This window comes from Lysinibacillus sp. KCTC 33748 (genome assembly GCF_002237755.1).
Lineage (GTDB): Bacteria > Bacillota > Bacilli > Bacillales_A > Planococcaceae > Lysinibacillus.
Genome location: NZ_MWSJ01000021.1, coordinates 23,844 through 43,699 on the forward strand (window position 1 = coordinate 23,844; position 19,856 = coordinate 43,699).

20 protein-coding genes are annotated in these 19,856 nt (G+C 35.1%); 12 read left to right on the plus strand and 8 right to left on the minus strand.

The window, feature by feature from the left end:
• Positions 1–107 precede the first annotated feature (107 nt).
• Positions 108–1,028, plus strand: coding sequence for a helix-turn-helix transcriptional regulator (locus B1B04_RS19755; protein ID WP_079563089.1), 921 nt, complete (start codon positions 108–110; stop codon positions 1,026–1,028).
• A gap of 61 nt (positions 1,029–1,089) precedes the next feature.
• Here B1B04_RS19755 and B1B04_RS19760 read toward each other — a convergent pair whose 3' ends face one another.
• The gene (locus B1B04_RS19760) at positions 1,090–2,142 is read right to left on the minus strand and encodes an ABC transporter ATP-binding protein (RefSeq protein WP_079563090.1); all 1,053 of its coding nucleotides are present in this window, start codon (positions 2,140–2,142) and stop codon (positions 1,090–1,092) included.
• Positions 2,143–2,633: 491 nt separating this feature from the next.
• On the opposite strand from B1B04_RS19760, the gene B1B04_RS19765 reads away from it, so the two are divergent.
• A complete protein-coding gene (locus B1B04_RS19765; RefSeq protein WP_053484870.1) occupies positions 2,634–2,834 on the plus strand; it encodes a cold-shock protein in 201 nt (66 codons plus the stop codon).
• Positions 2,835–3,111: 277 nt separating this feature from the next.
• Positions 3,112–3,450, plus strand: a complete 339-nt coding sequence (locus tag B1B04_RS19770; RefSeq protein ID WP_079563091.1) for a hypothetical protein — start codon at positions 3,112–3,114, stop codon at positions 3,448–3,450.
• A gap of 62 nt (positions 3,451–3,512) precedes the next feature.
• On the opposite strand, the gene B1B04_RS19775 is transcribed toward B1B04_RS19770, so the two are convergent.
• On the minus strand, positions 3,513–4,889 hold the full coding sequence (locus tag B1B04_RS19775; protein WP_079563092.1) for an MATE family efflux transporter: 1,377 nt from the start codon (positions 4,887–4,889) through the stop codon (positions 3,513–3,515).
• A gap of 494 nt (positions 4,890–5,383) precedes the next feature.
• On the opposite strand from B1B04_RS19775, the gene B1B04_RS19780 reads away from it, so the two are divergent.
• From B1B04_RS19780 to B1B04_RS19795, 4 genes are all read left to right on the plus strand, one after another.
• Positions 5,384–5,761: a hypothetical protein gene (locus B1B04_RS19780; protein ID WP_079563093.1), complete on the plus strand. Its 378-nt coding sequence runs from the start codon at positions 5,384–5,386 to the stop codon at positions 5,759–5,761.
• Between the two features lie 49 nt (positions 5,762–5,810).
• Positions 5,811–6,356 (plus strand): TlpA family protein disulfide reductase, encoded by a 546-nt coding sequence (locus tag B1B04_RS19785; RefSeq protein ID WP_079563094.1) that lies wholly within the window; start codon positions 5,811–5,813, stop codon positions 6,354–6,356.
• A 94-nt stretch (positions 6,357–6,450) separates the two neighbouring features.
• The gene (locus tag B1B04_RS19790) at positions 6,451–6,954 is read left to right on the plus strand and encodes a DinB family protein (RefSeq protein ID WP_079563095.1); all 504 of its coding nucleotides are present in this window, start codon (positions 6,451–6,453) and stop codon (positions 6,952–6,954) included.
• 27 nt (positions 6,955–6,981) lie between these two features.
• Positions 6,982–7,704, plus strand: a complete 723-nt coding sequence (locus B1B04_RS19795; RefSeq protein WP_079563096.1) for a metallophosphoesterase family protein — start codon at positions 6,982–6,984, stop codon at positions 7,702–7,704.
• Positions 7,705–7,780: 76 nt separating this feature from the next.
• Here the strand turns inward: B1B04_RS19795 and B1B04_RS19800 are convergent, their stop codons facing one another.
• The gene (locus B1B04_RS19800; RefSeq protein WP_079563097.1) at positions 7,781–8,083 is read right to left on the minus strand and encodes a hypothetical protein; all 303 of its coding nucleotides are present in this window, start codon (positions 8,081–8,083) and stop codon (positions 7,781–7,783) included.
• A 178-nt stretch (positions 8,084–8,261) separates the two neighbouring features.
• Positions 8,262–9,266, minus strand: coding sequence for a nucleoid-associated protein (locus B1B04_RS19805; protein WP_079563098.1), 1,005 nt, complete (start codon positions 9,264–9,266; stop codon positions 8,262–8,264).
• A 313-nt stretch (positions 9,267–9,579) separates the two neighbouring features.
• Between B1B04_RS19805 and B1B04_RS19810 the strand changes: the two genes are divergently transcribed.
• The 5 genes from B1B04_RS19810 (at position 9,580) to B1B04_RS19830 (ending at position 14,904) form a co-directional block, all read left to right on the plus strand.
• Positions 9,580–11,274, plus strand: coding sequence for a spore germination protein (locus B1B04_RS19810; protein WP_079563099.1), 1,695 nt, complete (start codon positions 9,580–9,582; stop codon positions 11,272–11,274).
• Between the two features lie 25 nt (positions 11,275–11,299).
• Positions 11,300–12,397: a spore germination protein gene (locus B1B04_RS19815; protein ID WP_079563100.1), complete on the plus strand. Its 1,098-nt coding sequence runs from the start codon at positions 11,300–11,302 to the stop codon at positions 12,395–12,397.
• Complete coding sequence (locus tag B1B04_RS19820) at positions 12,394–13,593, plus strand: Ger(x)C family spore germination protein (protein ID WP_079563101.1); 1,200 nt, start codon at positions 12,394–12,396, stop codon at positions 13,591–13,593. Before B1B04_RS19815 ends, B1B04_RS19820 begins: the two co-directional genes overlap by 4 nt.
• Before the next feature lie 233 nt (positions 13,594–13,826).
• Positions 13,827–14,288 (plus strand): tRNA (N6-threonylcarbamoyladenosine(37)-N6)-methyltransferase TrmO, encoded by a 462-nt coding sequence (gene tsaA / locus B1B04_RS19825; RefSeq protein ID WP_079563102.1) that lies wholly within the window; start codon positions 13,827–13,829, stop codon positions 14,286–14,288.
• 61 nt (positions 14,289–14,349) lie between these two features.
• On the plus strand, positions 14,350–14,904 hold the full coding sequence (locus B1B04_RS19830) for a GNAT family N-acetyltransferase (protein WP_079563103.1): 555 nt from the start codon (positions 14,350–14,352) through the stop codon (positions 14,902–14,904).
• 458 nt (positions 14,905–15,362) lie between these two features.
• Here B1B04_RS19830 and B1B04_RS19835 read toward each other — a convergent pair whose 3' ends face one another.
• The 4 genes from B1B04_RS19835 to qoxB all read right to left on the minus strand — a co-directional run bounded on the left by B1B04_RS19835 (position 15,363) and on the right by qoxB (position 19,836).
• On the minus strand, positions 15,363–16,208 hold the full coding sequence (locus tag B1B04_RS19835; protein ID WP_079563104.1) for a DUF6612 family protein: 846 nt from the start codon (positions 16,206–16,208) through the stop codon (positions 15,363–15,365).
• 799 nt (positions 16,209–17,007) lie between these two features.
• On the minus strand, positions 17,008–17,292 hold the full coding sequence (qoxD, locus tag B1B04_RS19840) for a cytochrome aa3 quinol oxidase subunit IV (protein ID WP_079563105.1): 285 nt from the start codon (positions 17,290–17,292) through the stop codon (positions 17,008–17,010).
• The gene (gene qoxC, locus B1B04_RS19845; protein ID WP_079563106.1) at positions 17,292–17,891 is read right to left on the minus strand and encodes a cytochrome aa3 quinol oxidase subunit III; all 600 of its coding nucleotides are present in this window, start codon (positions 17,889–17,891) and stop codon (positions 17,292–17,294) included. The genes qoxD and qoxC overlap by 1 nt, the downstream gene beginning before the upstream one ends.
• A 1-nt stretch (position 17,892) precedes the next feature.
• Positions 17,893–19,836 (minus strand): cytochrome aa3 quinol oxidase subunit I, encoded by a 1,944-nt coding sequence (gene qoxB / locus B1B04_RS19850; protein WP_079563107.1) that lies wholly within the window; start codon positions 19,834–19,836, stop codon positions 17,893–17,895.
• Between the last annotated feature and the right edge of the window lie 20 nt (positions 19,837–19,856).

Genomic DNA, 19,856 nt, shown 5'->3' on the forward strand with positions numbered 1-19,856 from the left:
TATGTCTAAAAAAGAAATACCAAATCGTTAGAAACATTCAAGATGTTAAATATATTATAATTACGTTACTATTGTAATCAATAGAAGCATAAGGGGAGATTTTTTACATGCCACATGAACATTCCTATACGATTGAAGAGGTTGCTCAATTATTAAAGGTTTCAAAATTAACGATCTACGATTTAGTGAAAAAGGGAGATTTACCTGTTTTTCGTGTAGGTCGACAAATGCGCGTAGATAGAACCGATTTACAATTATATATACAAAAGAGCAAGTCAGGAGCAACTACTACCGCATCTACTACCTCGACTATTCCTTCTACAAACAAAAAAGTTATTATTAGCGGACAAGACTTAGCTTTAGACTTATTAGGAAAATATATAGAGAAAAAACAATCGAATAAAGTATTGCGCTCTCATGAAGGTAGCTTTAATGGTATTATGGGGCTGTATAATGGGGAAAGTGATATTGCTAGTTTACATTTGTACGATGGTGATACAGGGGATTATAACACACCGTATTTGAAAAAGATTTTTGTAAGCCACTCTTATATTCTTATCAATCTGATTTCACGCCAAGCAGGCTTTTATGTGAAAAAAGGAAATCCAATGCAAATTCAATCAATGGATGATTTTAAGACTAAAACACTAAAATTGATGAATCGTGAAAAAGGTTCAGGTGCTCGTACTTTCCTAGATGAGCAATTACGCATTCATCACATATCTCCATCCTCAATTGAAGGGTATAATGAAGAAGAAATGAGCCATATAGATGTAGCTTCTGCTGTCGCAAATGGAAATGCAGACATTGGAATAGGCATTGAAAAAATATCAAAACTTATAGATGTTGACTTTATACCACTTGTTAGAGAACGATATGATATTGTCCTATTAAAAACTCCCGAAAATCAACAGCTGCTTGAAACGGTAAAAGAGATTTTAAATTCACCAGATTTCCAAGCGGAAGTAGTCGCATTAGGAGATTATGACGTCAGTCAAATGGGACACGTTATATATGAAACACTTTAATAATGCATGGTGTGAAAAAAACTTACCGAAAAGGCAAGTTTTTTTACATTAATCGGGGAAATTATAATAATACTTCAGTTTCAGCATCAAAAAATAGTAGGTGTTGAGGCTGGAGAGAAAGAGTTTCTCCGATGTTAAAGCTATGTTGGCCACTCCATTTAATTGTCCATGTTTGATCTGCCAATCGGACAATGATATGCGTTTCATGTCCTAGCTGTTCAATATTTACTATAGGAAGATGCAAAACGTCTCCTTTTTGGAGATGCTCAGGCCGAACGCAGACTGATAATGGTGTATGTTGAGGTAAACGTGCATAAACACCGCTTGAAAGCTTCATTTTAAATTGATTTTCAATAATGAGCGTAGTATCTTCTAGAACTGCACTTGCCATGTTTATAGCTGGAGAGCCTATAAAGCTTGCGACAAATAAATTTTTGGGTTGATTATACAATTCTAGAGGTGTTCCAATTTGCTGAATACATCCATTATGTAAAACCATTACTCGATCCCCCATGGTCATCGCTTCTGTTTGATCGTGGGTTACATAAATAGTTGTTAAGCCCAATTTTTTTTGTAGTTGTTTGATTTCTGTCCGCATTTGCGTTCGTAATTGTGCATCTAAATTGGATAAAGGCTCATCCATCAGACACAGCGGAGATTGGCTTACGATAGCACGTGCAAGAGCAACACGTTGACGTTGACCTCCGGATAAAGCTTTTGGTTTTCGATGTAAATAATCTGTCAGCTTTAGCAATTCAACACTTTCTTGCAAACGTTTCTGCTGCTCTTGTTTATGAACGCCTTTTCTTTTTAAACCAAATAAAATATTTTGTTCCACTGTTAGATGTGGGTATAGTGCGTAATTTTGGAAAACCATTGATAAATTTCGTTCTTGAGGGGAAGCCATATCTAATGTGTCCCCATTTATTTGTATTGTGCCACTCGTCATTTTATCTAAGCCAGCAATAAGGCGCAGAAGTGTACTTTTACCTGAACCAGATGGACCTACTAATACAAAGAATTCACCTTTTTCAATCGTAATATTAATATCTTTTAATACAGGTGGTTGGGCATTATATGCTTTTTCGACATGCGTTAGCTTAATAAAACTCATTTGTTAAACCTCATTTCAAATGATAACTAAAACAAAAGTCATTGTAACATATTCTTGTGGCACACATTATGATAGAGAAATTAACGCAGGACAAAATCTTAAAAAGAAGCTGAGTAGTTCAAAGAGGATTCAGCATTCATTAATCTAAGTGATTCAACGCTTGCGCTGAACATTTTTAAAGGTATTGAGTGGTTATTTCGATTTCAATTAACGAGGTTTGTTGATCTAAAATCGTTACTGTACCTCGTTAGTTGAACTGATTTTAGTAATGGAGTAAGTTGGTTTGTGAATAGATTTTAAAAAAATTTAGCTTTTGCACTAGACAAATATGATTTTTTTATATATAGTATAATTAATAAAATCGTTTTCAAGAGAACAATAAATTCACATATTACAAAGAGTAATCGTGTTTTATTTGATGCTTTTTGTAATATGTGAATTTTCTTTTGGTAATATGATTTTAATTAATACAATTAATGGAGGTCATTCAAATGACACAAGGTACAGTAAAATGGTTTAACTCAGAAAAAGGTTTCGGTTTCATCGAAGTAGAAGGTGGAAATGACGTATTCGCTCACTTCTCAGCTATCCAAGGTGACGGCTTCAAAACTCTTGAAGAAGGTCAAAAAGTTGAATTTTCAGTAGAAGAAGGTCAACGTGGACCTCAAGCTACAAACATCGTAAAACTTTAATTTTAATGATGTAACCATAAAAAGGCATCCTTTCAATAGGATGCCTTTTTTTATGCATAAAAGGAAGTGATAGAAAGTGGAAAAAAGTGGGTTAGCACTACCTGTTTTTATTCCATCTCAAAATTCAACTCATCAAACATTAATTTAATTTCTTTCCCATTAACAGAAAAAAGAAAGCGAAAAAATAGTAATGAAATTTAACTTAAAATGGAACTTAATTCCTGTTTAATCGTATACAAAGTAATAGGATGTATAAAATTTAGGGGGGAGAGTTTATATGCGTAGTAAAAATTTAATTATTATGATAGTGGCATTTATTGTAGAAGTTTTAATTACGTATTTTATTGCTTCATTTTTCTCCGTAAGGTTTATTGAGATAATGTTTTTCACTGGTATAGCCTTTGCTGGTGGCACTTTTTACTTTTCGAGTAGTGGTGGAGCTATGACTAGGTTATTTGCATCTCAAGTTAGTGGGCAAACAGGCATAATTCAGAAAAGGGAACAGTTTACTTATCAACTAGGTCCGATATTTATTACGTCAGTTATATTCTTTTTAATTGGTTTAGTACTCTTTCTCTTATTAGTTTGGGGAATAATTCCTCCGGTGGAAGCTTGAAATACTTATAAAATTGCTGTAGACAAAGTAATGTGTGGCTTTGTCTACAGCAATTTTAATGATTAATCGCTTAGCATTGCTTTTAATGTCCGTTTTTGCCAGCCTAGCCTGAAGTATGCGTATTGTAATACAAAATGCACACAGAAGGCAGCAGGGTAAGCTAACCAAACACCATTTAGCTCGAATGTAGTGTAGTGCGATAAAACAAACGCTAATGGCACCTCGACTACCCAAATCGCGATAACTAGGAAAATTGTAGGCCATAAGACAACACCTGTAGCACGCATTGTAGCCGAAACTGTTTGTGTATGGCCAAAAATTAAATAGCTCCAAAATGCAATATATAGATAATTCTTTGCGATCAGTACCGTATTCTGTTGATCAATAAAAAAAGATAAAATAGGCTCCGCAAATAAATACATAATTAAAATAATCGTACCACCTAAAATATAGTTAATAAACACACCTAGTTGACGAATTTTTTTAATCATTTCTGTGGAGTTAGCCCCTAAAGCTTGCGCCACAAATACAGATGTCGCAATCGCGATACTCATCGCAGGCACCTGTGCATAGCTAGCCACCTGATTGACAACACCGTAAGCGGCAGTTGCATCGGAGCCGTAAACATTAACGAAACCTATTACAGCAATTTCTGCTACAGAGATCGCAACCATACTAATGCTTGCTGGAATGGCTAACTTTAATAATGAAGCTAAAATATCCTTCTTTAATTTAAAGTGCTGTAATACCGATTTGTCTAAGCGCAAAATATGCTTTGTTCTATGCAAGTAGGCAAATAATAATAACATCGTTACTAGATTGGATAAAACAGAGGCATAAGCAGCGCCGTTTAAGCCAAATTCAGGCAGACCAAGCCAGCCAAAAACTAATGGTGGTAGGAATGCAATATTTAAAATAACGCTTATAACTAAAAATAGAAAAGGTGTTTTAGAGTCACCTACACCACGCATAAAGGTAGTGTACACCATATACCAAAACATAATCGGTAGGGTGAAAAATAAAATTTGAGCATAACTAATACTCATATCTAAAATGTTTGCAGGTGTTTGCATAAAACGTAAAATCCATTCAATGAAAAAGCCACCAAAAATTGCGACGACAATGGATATAATCGTCGTGAAGGCTAGTGTTACCCCAACAACTTCCTTCATCTTCTCATGATTGCCAGCCCCATATGTTTGCCCTACTAAAATCGAGCTACCAGAGCCAATTCCAATAGCAAATGCCATTAAAAAGAAGAAGAATGGGAAAAATGCTGAAATCGCTGCTAGCGCATCAACTCCTAAATTACGCCCAACTATAAACATGCCAAAGACTTGCCCTAAAGATTGCAGCACATTCGCTAGCATTACAGGTATTAGAAAGTTAAAAAAAGCTTTCTGTAGCTTTTTATCATCATGTAAAATTTGTTGGTCCATTTTTTTGCCCTCTTAGGTTTGAATAACCCATTTCCTTTAAAATATGTGATGGCGTGCGCAGGCTTTTGCCAATTAGCCCACCATCCGTACTTAAAACTGGATTAGAGATCGACTTCCACTGTTATTGCATCCCCTATAAGCCAATAATAGGGTTTTCTTCATCATAAAAATGTTCGTAGCAATAAGCTTCCTTATACTTGCCTTAAATGTATAGTTATTTACATCAATTTCAACCCCTTGGAAATATTTAAATTTAGTTTAGTAAATGTACCACCAGAAAAAAATGAAGTCAATAATAGTTGGGTATTTTTTCATGCTATGACATAATGAGTCAACGAAGGTCTTTAAAGGGCTCGTTGCGGTTATAGAGTAGAGCGAATTTAGGGAATTGATTAATGTGGTAAATTATTTATATAATGGTAAAAGTAAGTAATGATTGATACTCGAATTAAAATGGGTATCCTCTAAAAAAATTAGTGAAGGAGGTCAATAGAATGATGATCCCATCTACAAATAATAATTACATAAATACAATAAAAAAAGATGAACTAAATGGACTATCTCCAAATTTATTTTTAGATAAACATAAACAGAGTAAAGCGAAATATGAAATTAAAAAAGAAAATGGTTATATTCGTCATTATGTCACAAAATTAGATGGTGAAAGAATAATGATTAAAGAAGTCAAATTACCAAAGGGACAAGACACAGATAAAAGCGCAGGCGAGATGCCCGATGTTTTAATAGAAAACTTATTAAAACAATTTACAAAAATAGTAGATCATCAAAAATCTACTGAATTATTTAAAACAGGATTAGCTGGTCAAAAAGCCAAAGAAAAGTTAATAGTATCCTATCAAAATTCAATCTAGGTATGCTTGAAGAAAAATAATATTTAAAGGGTAATTTAGGTGATCATTTATGCAATTTAAAAAGCGTTTAGGTTTATATTTCTCCGTTTTGTTAATCGTATTACTTGTTGGAATTGTTTTGAAAGATGTATTCCTAAAAGAAGAAGCAACAGTTAACCCGTTGGTAGAAAATGGGGATGGAACGAAACAGCTTGCTTTTGATGCAAAGTTAACACGATTAGACGAATCAACAACAACGTTTAAAGAATACGAGGGAAAGGTCTTAATCGTTAACTTTTGGGCATCTTGGTGTGGACCTTGTCAAGAAGAGGCTTCTGAATTTAGGGAATTTTATAACAATAAATCTGAAAATGTTGAGCTGTTAGCGATTAATACAACTTCTGTTGATAGTAGTGAAAATGCTATGGAATTTCAAGAGTCATACAATTTAAATTTCCCTATATTTCTTGATTTAGATGGTACACTTCAAAAATCATTTGGAGTAGTGGCATATCCAACAACTTTTATTTTTGATTCTAAAGGTATATTAAAGAACAAGATAAAGGGATCGATGAATCAACAACAATTAAATGATTATATTGATAAACTCTACTAATCTGTAAAAATAATCAGTTCCTTTACGGTGGGATCATTTATATGTTGGCGTCATTTTTAAGGAAATTATTAACGCAAGTAAGAGGGGGATTATTATGTATCAGACATTAAATGGTTTTTTTAAGTCTTGGGAGTTTGAAGCCGATTGTACGCAGAAGTTATTGAATAATTTAACTGATGAATCACTAAAGCAGGAAATAACGTCTGAAAATTGGACTTTAGGACGTATTGCTTGGCATACGGTCACTGCAATTCGCATTATTACTTCGAATACAGGTTTAACATTTGATGCTCCAACTAAAGATTATCCTGTTCCTACTTCAGCACAATTTATTGCAGATAGCTATTCTCAAGCTAATAATGCGTTTGTGCAAGCGGTAAAAACAAATTGGACTGATCAAACCCTTCACGAGCATATCCAATTTTTCGGTCAAGACATGCAAATTGGTATACTTTTAATGTTCTTGATTCAACATCAGAATCACCATCGTGGACAAATGACGGTTCTTATGCGACAGGCGGGGTTAGCTGTCCCTGGCATCTATGGTCCGGCTAAAGAGGAATGGGCAAATTTCGGTATGGATGCTCCGGAAATGTAAAATGAAATAAATGAGGATGAGGATATTGTGAAAATAGCCGTTATATCAGATATTCACGGAAATAAAGATGCATTAAAAGCAGTGTTAGAAGATGTGAAAAATAGAAATATCGATTGCGTTTATAATTTAGGTGACACTCTTTATGGACCGTTATTCCCGCTAGAGACATTTGAAATGATAAAGCGTATAGATATGAAAAGTATAAGTGGGAATTGTGATCGGATATTATTGCAATCTTCATCTGAAAATCCAACCGTTCAATATGTACTAGACATGCTTACTGAGGAACATAAATGCTGGTTAACTAGCCTTCCATTTTCAATTCAGACAGATGACTTTTACTTCTGTCATGCATCACCTGAAAATGATGAGCTGTATATGTTGAATGAAATTACGCCAGATGGTGTTACATTAAAACAAACAGAAGAAATAATGAATTTAGTAAAAGATATACCTCAACATATTATTTTTTGTGGTCACTCCCACTTACCAACGATTGTTTATTTACCTAATAAAATTATTATAAATCCAGGCAGTGTCGGTTTGCCTGCTTATGAAGAGGTTGAACCGTTCTATTATAAGATTGAATCAGGCACACCATTTGCGAATTATACAGTTGTAGAAAAAAGGAATGGTGAATGGATAATTGAGCAGGTAAGCATCCCTTATGATACTATGGACGTTATTAAACAAAGTGAAGCCCAAAATAGATCTGATTGGGCAAGAGCATTGCAATATGGAAGAGTATAAGGTGGTTTTTTAGAAGTTTAAAAGAGTAAAAGGACTTGTTGATAAATCATAAAAACAAGTCCTTTATTTTATCATCTTAAATATTGTCGTGAGCTTTGTCTTTTATTGAAATTACCTTTAGTAGGTCCTTCTTCTGGATAAATAAAATAACTAAGGCTTGTACTGTCATTGCTAATACAAGCAGAATGAAGTGGGAATTGTGATACAAAAGCATTGAAAGAAAATAGAATATTGGCGCAGACGATAAGTACGAAATATATTGATTTTTAGTTACTACATAAATAATAGTTGAAATACAAGTTGTCACCAAAAGAAGTTCAAGTAAAATCCCGATTGAAGAACTATCTATATAATATTGTAAATCGTTAACATAGGACATTTTAAAAAGACCCCCCTATTTTAAATTTAACTAAATTGTAACACATTAACAAATTTGGTGCGTAGCGAAAGCGAAGCGGCAGCTACAAAGCGCCAAGTCGGAACGGAAATCAATCACATGTTATTGTGATGCGCAAAAAAAGAGACCCCCCTAAACTAGGAGAGGCTCATACATGTAATTATAGTTCTTCTTGGAAATAAATCTTATAAAACTTTCGATTTGTCGATTCATCGTAGCCTACTTCAATTAGTTCATCTACTTGCTCGATATCCTGTACATTTACCTGGATTTCAATATTGGAGTCGAGTTTAATTTTACGTTTATATTTTTTTTTAGCCTTTTCAAGTGCGCTCTCAGAAATAACAGTCTCATAAGGTTTTACCGAATTGATAATAATGTCTTTTTGTGTTGGCTCCGCATTTTCAAACACTGTTTCAATATAATTATTTACTTGAAATTCTTCTTCATTTCTAAAATAATCAAGCGTTTTATTTAAGAGACCTAGCTTTTCAGTATTTGTAAAGCTTTCTTCTTTTAAAATATATTTTTTGCATTCTGTTAAGGCTAAATTCGTTTTATAATAATGTTCATCTGCAGCTTTAATCTTTAAAAAACGTTCTTGCCAATAGATAATATCTTCTTTCCTTTTCGTTTTCATAAAGACAGCAGGTGCCTGTTCCGGCCCCATATCTACGATGATGGTCATATTGTTGACTTTCTTTACATTGATGCCATCAATACCATTTATAACCATTTTGTTTTGGTCGTTTTTTACATCTAAAAACATTTCTTTTTCATCAATTTTAACGATGGAGATTATTTTTTTAGCTTCTGTAGACAGAAAACAATTGTCAAATAATCCAATAAACAATTCGCCACTTTTAATGTTAGGGTGCTGAGATACACTATGTAAGTGTTTAGCAATGTTTATTGATTGTTCAAGGAAACTATTCTCTTGCTCAAAAATTGCTCTCACATATGTGTAAACCTCATTTAACCCAATATCTGTTTCGTGAAAAAATTCAAATTGCTGCTCCAAATCAATTTTGCTAAACGCAAGCTGTGTAAAAGCTGCCTCTAGCATAACCTCTGGTTGTGATAATGATTCTTCACCTAACACGAGTGTATCGTCAATAAAATGTATAATATATTGTGCTAACTTACTTTCACTTACTTCTAGCATGTTTTCCACCTTCTAAAATAGCATTGTAGATAATATACCATATCATATATAGGACAATATTTTAATGTAATTTATTAGTAGTTTGTAATTAATAGTGTTCACCATATAAGAGAAATCTTTTGCACAACAATGGCAAAAGATTTTTTTGTTTTTTACGCAAAAGGAATTTTCAACATAAATGCAACCTTATTCATATCTTGCGAAGAATGTTGAATGAAATAAGTTTAAAATGCCGTTGCTTAGATAATGATGGAACTATATAAATAGTGATAGCTGTAATCCGCTTTATTATCAGCTTAAGAGGGTGTTAAATATGTGGGAAAAGATCTTAGCCTACATTCCAGAATGGAAAGTATTTATGCAAGGTTTTATTGTATTTTTCATTCCTTATATTATTTTCAAATTGTTTAATGGGATAGTATCTAAACAAGAGATGAATGACGATGACATGGTGAAAATGACAGATCAAACTACACAAAAAAATGAGTTGGAATATCAAAAAGAGTCGTCTTCCAAAGAGTCATATGATTATTATACGGGCGATTTCAACTTAGATGTTGAACTTGTTAGGAAAGAGATTGGTCATAACTGGGATGTGCATTTTAGGGAGTTTCACATAGGGAACACAGACATACGTGCAGCGATTATTTTTCTTGATGGACTGTCAGATAAAGAGCTGATTGATAAACATATTTTGACATCTTTAATGGGGGATTTTTCACAAAAAGATGAGCAGGAGTCTTTATATGAAAAAGGAGACTTTTTACAGAAGTTTATTAAAAATGAAGTTCTTTCCGTGAGTGACCTCACAGAAGAGTATGATGTAAAGCAATCTGTAGGCAAAATATTAGCAGGCTCGACCGCCTTGATAATTGATGGAATGCCAAATGTATTAATGCTCGGGACAGTCAAAGAAAAATCGCGCAATATTGAAGAACCGGTTTCGGAAGCATTGGTTCGAGGCCCGAGGTTAGGCTTTACAGAAACGTTAAGTGATAATACGGCTCTTTTGAGACAGCATGGTGAAAATAGTGATTTATCAATTATCAATTTTCAAGTAGGTAAACGTACAAAAAAAGAATTGGTTATCGCCTATGTCAAAGAGATTGCAGACCCGAACTTGGTCGAAGAGGTTAAGAAAAGAATTCAAACAATTAATATTGATGATGTTGCGGAATCGGGCTATGTAGAGCAACTAATCGAAGATAATTATCTCAGCCCTTTTACACAAGTCCAGAATACGGAACGTCCAGACCGTGTTTTTGCTGCCTTGATGGAAGGAAGAGTGGCAATTTTATTAGATGGGACACCTTTTGCATTAATCGTGCCAGTGACATTTAGTATGTTATTGCAATCACCAGAAGACTATTATGAACGATGGTTGCCAAGTACACTCATTCGACTATTACGTTATTTAGCTGCAGCTATTACGCTTTTTGCACCATCCATCTATATATCGTTTGTCTCGTTTCATCAGGGCTTAATTCCAACTAAGCTAGCATTGTCTATGATGGGAACGAGGGAAGGTGTTCCGTTTCCTGCAATAATTGAGGCACTAATTATGGAAGTAGCTATTGAAATTTTACGAGAAGCTGGGCTTCGTTTGCCTAAGCCTATTGGTCCTACAATGGGAATAGTCGGAGGGCTTGTTATTGGGGAAGCTGCGGTACAAGCAGGGATTGTTAGCCCCATTATGGTAATTGTTGTTGCGTTAACAGCTATTTCTTCCTTTGCTATTCCGCAATATAATGCGGGAATTTCGTTGCGCATGCTTCGTTTCGTAGCAATGTTTTTTGCTGCTTTATTTGGTTTATATGGGGTTATACTGTTTTTCTTACTTCTTTGCAGCCATTTGGTGAAGTTGAAGAGTTTTGGCATCCCTTTTGTTAGTCCGACGGTTCCTTATAGAGCAAGTGATTGGAAAGACTTTATGGTTCGTATGCCACTGATGATGATGAAACGTCGTCCGAAGATGTTGCATTCAAAAGATTCTAGCCGTCAAGATTAGTCACTAGGAAAGGAAATAAACTGGCATGATGATTAATTCACAAGACAAAATTACGGCTTCACAAGCAGTTGTTGTCCTCGTTAATTATATTTTGGCTACAGGAATACTTACCTTGCCAAGAACATCTGTTGAAAAGGTCAAATCACCGGATGTGTGGATTAGTGTTTTTTTAGGAGGGATTATTGCGATAATCGCAGCCGTGATTATCGTGAAATTAAGCCAAAAATATCCTGATAAAACCTTCTATCAATATAGCCAAGATATTGTAGGAAAATGGGCAGGTTGGTTCTTAAGTTTACTTATTATAGTCTATTTTATTACAATTTCAGCATTTGAAGTCAGAATAATGGCTGAAGTAACCTCAATCTTTTTGCTCGAAGGTACTCCAACTTGGGCAATCATTTTGCCCTTTTTGTGGATAGGCCTTTATTTGATTAGTAGTGGAATTAACGCGATTGCTCGACTATTTGAAATCATCTTTCCTATTACGTTTGTCCTCTTTTTATTGGTCGCTTTAATGAGCATGGGCATATTTGAAATAGATAATTTACGTCCGGTATTAGGATTGGGAGTCATGCCAGTATTAAAAGGAGTAAAGACAGCGACCCTTGCATTTTTAGGTCCTGAAATTATGCTGTTGCTTGTCGCATTAATGAAGCAGTCAGAGAAGACGAAAGCAGTAAAAGTCGTCCTTGTAGGCTTAACGATTCCTTTAATCTTTTATGTCATAACAGTTGTAATGGTAATAGGAGCTTTATCAATCGATGGAGTTGTTACGAGAACATGGCCTACATTAGAACTTATGCGAAGTTTTGAAATTCCAGGATTAATCTTTGAACGATTTGAGTCTTTTTTACTCGTGATTTGGATCATGCAAATATTCGCCACCTTTACTATTACCTATTTTGCCGCAGCTTTAGGATTAGCTCAACTCTTTAAAAAGAACATACAGCCCTTTATATTCGGGTTGTTACCGATTATTTATATTATTTCTATGACGCCTAAAAATATCAATGACCTCTTTAAGTTCGGTGATATGATTGGGAATGCTGCATTATACTTATTTGGTGTTTTTCCAGTAATCTTACTTTTTATTTCGAAGTTGAAGGGTAGAAAAACATGAAACTAAACAATATGAAGGGACGATTTCGTCTAGGTTTGCTGTTATCTCTTCTACTTCTTACAGGCTGCTGGAGCAGTAAAGAAATTGAAGACTTAGGTCTTATTGTAGGTACTTCGCTAGATTTAGAAACAGATAGTAGTTCTAGGGAGGTATTGGAGGAACAAGAAGCTAATAACTCTAATAAAGAGCTCATTACAATTACCAATCAATTCGTTACCTCAGAGACAACTGGTTCTGGTGCAAAAGAAGGTAAAAAGGAACAAAAAGCTTACAAAAATGTTTCTGAAACTGGAGAGGCTGTTCTTCCCACTTTACGTAGTATGATAGAAAAAAACGACAAACGTGCTTTTGCAGAACATTCAAAGGTCATTGTCATAGGAGAGAATTTTGCCAGTACATTCAATCTAACACAAACAATGGATTTTTTTCTTAGAGAAATAGAAATGAGACCAAGTGGGCTTCTTCTCATCGCTAAAAATCGTGCAAGTAATATACTTGAATCGATCGAACCAACTACAATTCCAGCGTTTCAACTTGTTGAGATGATGAAAGGGCATAAAAGGACGACAAAGATACTACCACCGATGACGCTTGCAAAGCTACAAGGAAAATTAAATTCTAGAGCGAGTTTTTTGTTGCAAAGTGTAACTTCAGAAAATGGAGAAATGAAATTTGCTGGTGCAGCTGTGATAGAAGGTAAAACTAAAAAACTTCGGGGTTTTCTTACGGGAAAAGAATTAGAGGGTATTACGTGGATAACAGGAGAGGGCAAAGGTGGTTTAGTACCAAGTTATTATGAAGGGACAGATCAGCCGATTATATACGAGATACTGTCAATGAAAAGTAAAATTATACCCCATGTTGATGGAGACAATATCTCATTTAATGTAAAAATCGAATCTGAAGGGCGAATTGCTGAGCATTGGGTTCTATCTGAGAAAACATTTGATAATAAGTTTTTGAAAAAAGCAGAAAGAGCTACTGAAAAAGAGGTAGAGCGTCTTGTGAAAAATGTTTTAGAGAAGATACAAAAAGAGTATCAAACGGACGTATCAGGGTTTGGAACAAGACTGAGAATAGAGTATCCAAAAGTATGGAAAAAGCTAAAAAAAGATTGGGATCAAACATTTAGCGAAGTACCGATTCAGTGTGAGGTAAAAATAACGATAAAAGACTATGGGACGTCAGGGGAATAAAACTGATTTCGTTTTATGAAGGATAATAAATGTACATGGTAGTGAAGTTTTATATAATGCTAGGAAATATAAAAGGGATTAAGTTCGGTATACTACCACTTAATCCCTAAAAAACTGTAGATAAAGAATAAAAGCAGGTAATCTCCCAAGATTGACATCGGTAATTATTGGAGTATACTGGAATTTAACGGAAAATACGCAAGTGAAAACAACGATAGATGAGGTCGTTTTGTATGGAATACAGTATTAAACCAGTAGCTGTAGTGAGCAATAGTCGAAAAATGATTGAAGATGACAATTGGGGTGACGTCATTTCTACTGTTGAATTGACAAAAGATATACATGCATCGTCCTTAAAAGGGATTGATGATTTTTCTCATTTAGAAATAATTTTTTATTTTGATAAAGTTGCAGATGAGAAAATTCAATTTGAAGCGAGACATCCAAGAAATAATAAGGATTATCCGGAAGTCGGTATTTTCGCTCAGAGAGGTAAAAATAGACCTAATAAAATAGGTGTAACGGTTGTAGAATTATTGGAATTAAAGGATAGAACATTAATCGTTAGCGGCCTTGATGCTATTGATGGAACACCAATTATTGATATTAAACCTGTCATGAAAGAGTTTTTACCGAAAAGTGAATTAAAGCAGCCAAGTTGGGCAACTGATTTAATGAAGAATTATTGGGACTAGTATATGTACACAAAAGAAATGAAGATTTATTCATTTCAATTCAATTGAAGGAGTAAACAATATGTTTTTAAATCTACATATTGAAACCGAGAGGCTAATCATTCGCCCATATGCTTTAACGGATTTGGATGAATTGTATGCAGTCGTTTCTGAGCCTGATTTTTATCAATTTATCCCAGAGGATGTACCTAGTCGAGGTGATGTTCAGCGGATAATAGAGTGGTCCATTCAATGCAACAAAAAAAATACGCTTTCCAAAATACATAAATTGAATCTAGCCATAGTAGATAGAGAAAGACAAACGTTAATTGGCTACTGCGGCCTTGGTCCAGATGATGTAAAAGAAACTGAGGTCGAAATATATTATGGTATTTCGAAAGCTTATAGAGGGCAAGGAATTGCGTATGAGGCTGCACAAGCTTTACTAAATTATGCGTTTAATAAGATTGGTTTACTTAAGGTTATTGCAGTCGTTCACCCTGAAAACGCGGCTTCTTTACGAATTGTGGCTAAATTAGGAATGAACTATGAATATACGTATATAAATCTTAATCCGGAGTTGAAGGATTTTGAAGGATTACTTCATTACGCTATAGAGGCTAAAGCATGTCAATGAAGTAATTAAATTTGTAAAGCGTATATGTTTAGTTGATAAAAGAAATCCTTAAGCGTGACCATTTGAGTAGGTTTTAAGGATGTGGCCGAATTGGTCACTTAATGGTCGTTTAAAATGTAAAGAACAGAGTACAAATAGAATGGTTTAATAAACTTTACAACGAAGGGGAGAGGGAAATCCCCTTCATTTATTTTATAAAATAATGCCTTGCTGATAAAGTAAGCTAATAGCATGGGAACGATTTTTAGCCTTCAGTTTCTAAATGCAAGTTTTACATATTGATTGTTAATTCTCTTAAATCCATAATGACAGCGATTTTGTTCGTAATATGTTTTAAATCGTAATGGCCTTCTTTAATAGATTTTAAGCTACTAAATTTGCAAAAATGATCTAATTGAAGTAGTACCCAAAGTAAAAGGAACCTGCGTTAAAGTATCAGATTCCTTTTTTTGTATTTTTTACTGTGCAACAGTTTGTGCGTTATCGATAATTTCTTTTGGAATATCGATTGTTTTTAGGCTATTGAAATCAGTGTATGTTACAACTGACTTACTTTTCGAAGATAATTCTTCATCGGCCACTTTTATTTTCAAATCCATATCCACTTCTATTTTATTTGTATCAAAAGTTTCTTTATCAATATATAGCACGTAGTTCATTTTATTAATCATTAAGTTATCAAGAGGATTTTCTTGAAGGTTAATACCTTTCATCGATTTTTTTATTTGAGAATCGATAAGTTCTTTAAATTTATTGTCCTTTGCATTTAAAGTTAAGACATATGCATCATCTGTTTGCTCGAATTTGAAATCACTTACATACTTTTTAAGTTGTTCTAATGTTTCCTTCGCGTTTGAAGATGATGTAGTTTCCTTTAAAATCGAATCGAAATTATCGTCTGGTAACTTTAACCATTTGCCAGTCGTTTCGTCTTTTACGAAAATACCTTGATCCTGCTCCATGTATATTTCAACTGACGCTTCTTCGCTTGGCGTATCTGGGGATGTTGTTGTAAGTGAGAAGTGTGTACCAAGTGGTTCGTAAACTAAATCTACCGCTATTTTGGTATCACTAGTAAATTCCTTTGCTTTTTCACCTGACCCCATTTTTGCCTCTTGAGTAACATCCATTTTTGCACTCGAACTTTTAATGTCTGCTAGACGCTTCATTGTTTTGTCAAATACTTGCTCTAAAGTAAGGTCACTGGTTTTAGTAGTACCTTTCGTTGGGGTAGCGCTACTGTTACAAGCTGCTAGTGTCAGTGCCAATGCTCCAACACTCAAAACTTTAAAAATTTTGTTCATTACTTTCATCTCCTATTCTTGGGGAAAACATTATCTACTAGTATACATAACTATTATAGGAAAAATTTCTTTTTTTACTAAAAAATACTAGTCTGATAGTAAAATAATAGTAAATGCCCAACCCATAACTTTATTTATAAGCCTCCATGCTTATGATAAGTCTCAAGAAAAGTAGTTCATGAATATTAAGAGACGATCAATAAATTTATTGTTGGCATTGTAAAATATCGCAATGGTATAGCTCATCATCATAACGCATGGTTGATTTCCGTTCTGGCTGGGCGCTTTCCTCCGAACATCGGGCAAGAAACGTTTTATTTGTGAAAATCAGTGCAATGTAGCGGCAATAATAGATGTTTTTTGCGCGAAGTGTAGCGACAACAAGAAGATGTTGGTCATGAGAGCATTAGCACAGGACCTGATGCTCTAAACCTTCGTTCGCTGCAGGGTCTTATCTGTGTGATGCTGATCCCGAAGGAGTCGCTCAATCTTCACTTCAATCAACATGTCATGTGTTTTAAGAAATGACATCCACGAATTTGGTGATAAGCCAATGGGGTAAGGTAATAAACTATCACTAGTTGATTAGTTTTTGGAGGATTCTAATGATTTTACGTTGTAGTAAGGGAGCATTACAGCTGGTAGCTTTTATAAGACAGAAATAAGTATGTACAGGGAGAGTGTTGTTCGATATTAGAAGGGGTGGTATTTTTAAATAGGGCTGGTCTTCCAGTGTTGAAAAATATATTTACAAAAAGAAAGAGCCGAGAAAATGACACCATTTTCTCGGCTCTGTTTATCAATTATAGCCCCAGATCATTGCGAATAATGTACCAATGATTGTGACAACACCTACGAATACTGAATATAAAATCGTTGTATATAACGTTTTCTTGTCTTCAGATTCACCGATGTGCATGAATAATACTAATTGTACAGTTGCTTGTGCAAGAGCAGTTACTAGTAAAACACCAAATGCCATGTTATAAGACATATCGAATTTAATAACAGCTAAAGCTACAAGTGTTAGTAATAGTGAGAAGCCGAAGCCCATCACGTGTTGTTTTGGGAATAAATCCTTCATCAGCTAATCAGTCCTTTCAAGTAGACGAAGCTGAAGATGAAAATCCAAACAACGTCTAGGAAGTGCCAGTACAGTGAGAAGATAAACGCTTTGTTAGCTGTTTGTGGGTTTAAACCACGGCTAGCTACTTGGATTAAAATTGCAACGCCCCAGAAGAAACCGAATGTTACGTGGAGACCGTGCGTACCAAGTAAAGTCATTAATGCCGATAAGAATGCGCTTGTTTGAATAGTCGCACCTTCTTCAACATATGTGACAAATTCATCAATCTCAATGCCTAAGAAGCCAAGACCTAATAGAAGTGTGATGATGAAAAATGCCATCATCGCTTTTTTATTGCCAATACGCATTGCATGAACACCAAGACCAATTGTGAAACTACTTGTTAATAATAAGAATGTTTCCCATAAGACTGGTGTTAATTCGAAAATCTCAGCGCCATTTGGGCCACTACCTGTACGTGTTTGAAGTGTGAAATACACTGTAAATAGTGTGGCGAATAATACGATTTCGGCACCAAGGAAAATCCAGAAACCGAAAATTTTCAGGCGATTTTCTTCTGTACTATATTCTAATGGAAGTGAAGAATCGATTTTCATATTATTTATCACCTCTCAAGCTTTTTTCAGTTGCCATAACTTCTTCAACTGAAATGTATCGACCATGATCCTTTTCGAATGAACGATGAATCATAAAGCCAAATACACCAATCATACTAATGATTGCTGGAACCCATAGATTGAATACAGCGAAGAATGCTGCAAGGAAGAAGAATCCGCTCATCCAGAATGGTGTGCCAGTGTTGTTAGGCATGTGAATTTTTTCAATTTTACCGGCTGTAATATCGCGACCTTCTTTTTTCGCGAACCAGTATTCATCTAAACGTGTAACAGTTGGAACTACTGCAAAGTTATATTCTGGAACTGGAGAATGAGTAGCCCATTCTAACGTACGACCATCCCAAACATCTGCTTTTTCATTACGTGGCATATGTTTCCAGCTGTAGTAAATGTTATATACGATTAACGCAAAGCCGACAGCAAGACCAATACCACCGATGAACGATAGCATGTTCAATGGACCGTAGCCAGTTGACTCAGAGTAAGTGTACATACGACGAGCGTAACCATCTAAACCTAAAATGAATAGAGGGAAGAATGTTACGTTAAAGCATACTGCGATAAACCAGAAAGCAGCTTTACCTAGTTTTTCATTTAAACGGAAACCGAACATTTTTGGCCACCAGTAGTGGTAACCTGCAAGTACACCGAATACTGTACCTGGAATTAATACATAGTGGAAGTGGGCAACTAAGAACATCGTATTATGATATTGATAGTCAGCACTTGCCATTGCAAGCATTACCCCTGTAACCCCACCAATTGTGAAGATAGGAATAAAGCCAAGAGCATAAAGCATAGGAGTTGTAAATTGAATTTTACCGTGTCTCATTGTGAGCAACCAGTTAAATATTTTAACCCCTGTCGGAACAGCGATTGCCATTGTTGTAATAGAGAATACGCTGTTTACCATTACACCGTGACCCATTGTATAGAAGTGGTGGGCCCATACTAAGAATGATAGTAACGAAATAACGACCATACTCATAACCATTGATTTATAGCCGTATAAGTTTTTACGTGCAAATGTCGCAATGATTTCAGAGAAGATACCGAAAGCAGGTAGGATAACGATATAAACCTCAGGATGTCCCCAAACCCAGAATAGGTTGGCCCAAAGCATATCCATACCACCATTTTGCATTGCAAAGAATTGTGTACCGAATTGACGGTCAAGCATCATTAATGCAAGTGCTACAGTTAATACTGGGAATGCAAATACGATAATAATGTTTGTAATTAAAATTGACCAAGTGAACATTGGCATTTTCATTAATGTCATACCAGGTGCACGCATTTTAATGATTGTTGCGATGAAGTTAACACCAGTCATTAACGTACCAATCCCTGATAATTGTAAAGCTAAAGAATAGTAGTTGTTCCCAACAGTTGGACTAAATTCTGTCCCAGCTAATGGGAAGTAAGCTGTCCAACCAGCATCAGGTGAACCACCAATGATAAATGATAGGTTTAATAAACCACAACCAGCTGCAAATAACCAGAAGCTGACTGCATTCAGACGTGGGAAGGCAACGTCACGTGCACCAATTTGCAGTGGGATAACAATGTTCATTAAACCAATTACGAATGGCATAGCCATGAATAAAATCATTAATAAACCGTGTGTTGTGAAAATCTCATTATAGTGTTGTGCATCAAGAAGTCCATTATCAGGAACTGCCGTTTGTGCACGCATTAATAGTGCATCGATACCGCCGCGCATTAGCATCAAAAGTGCTGTAGCGATATACATAATACCGATTTTTTTATGGTCAACAGTTGATAGCCAGTTTTTGTAGAAATAGCCCCATTTTTTGAAATATGTAAGGCCAGCTACGATAACCACTGCTCCAACTACGATACTAATAGCTGCCGCTAAAATCATCGGTTCTTGCATAGGATGGAATACTTCTTCCATGCTCATTGGATGCGCTCCTTTCAGGT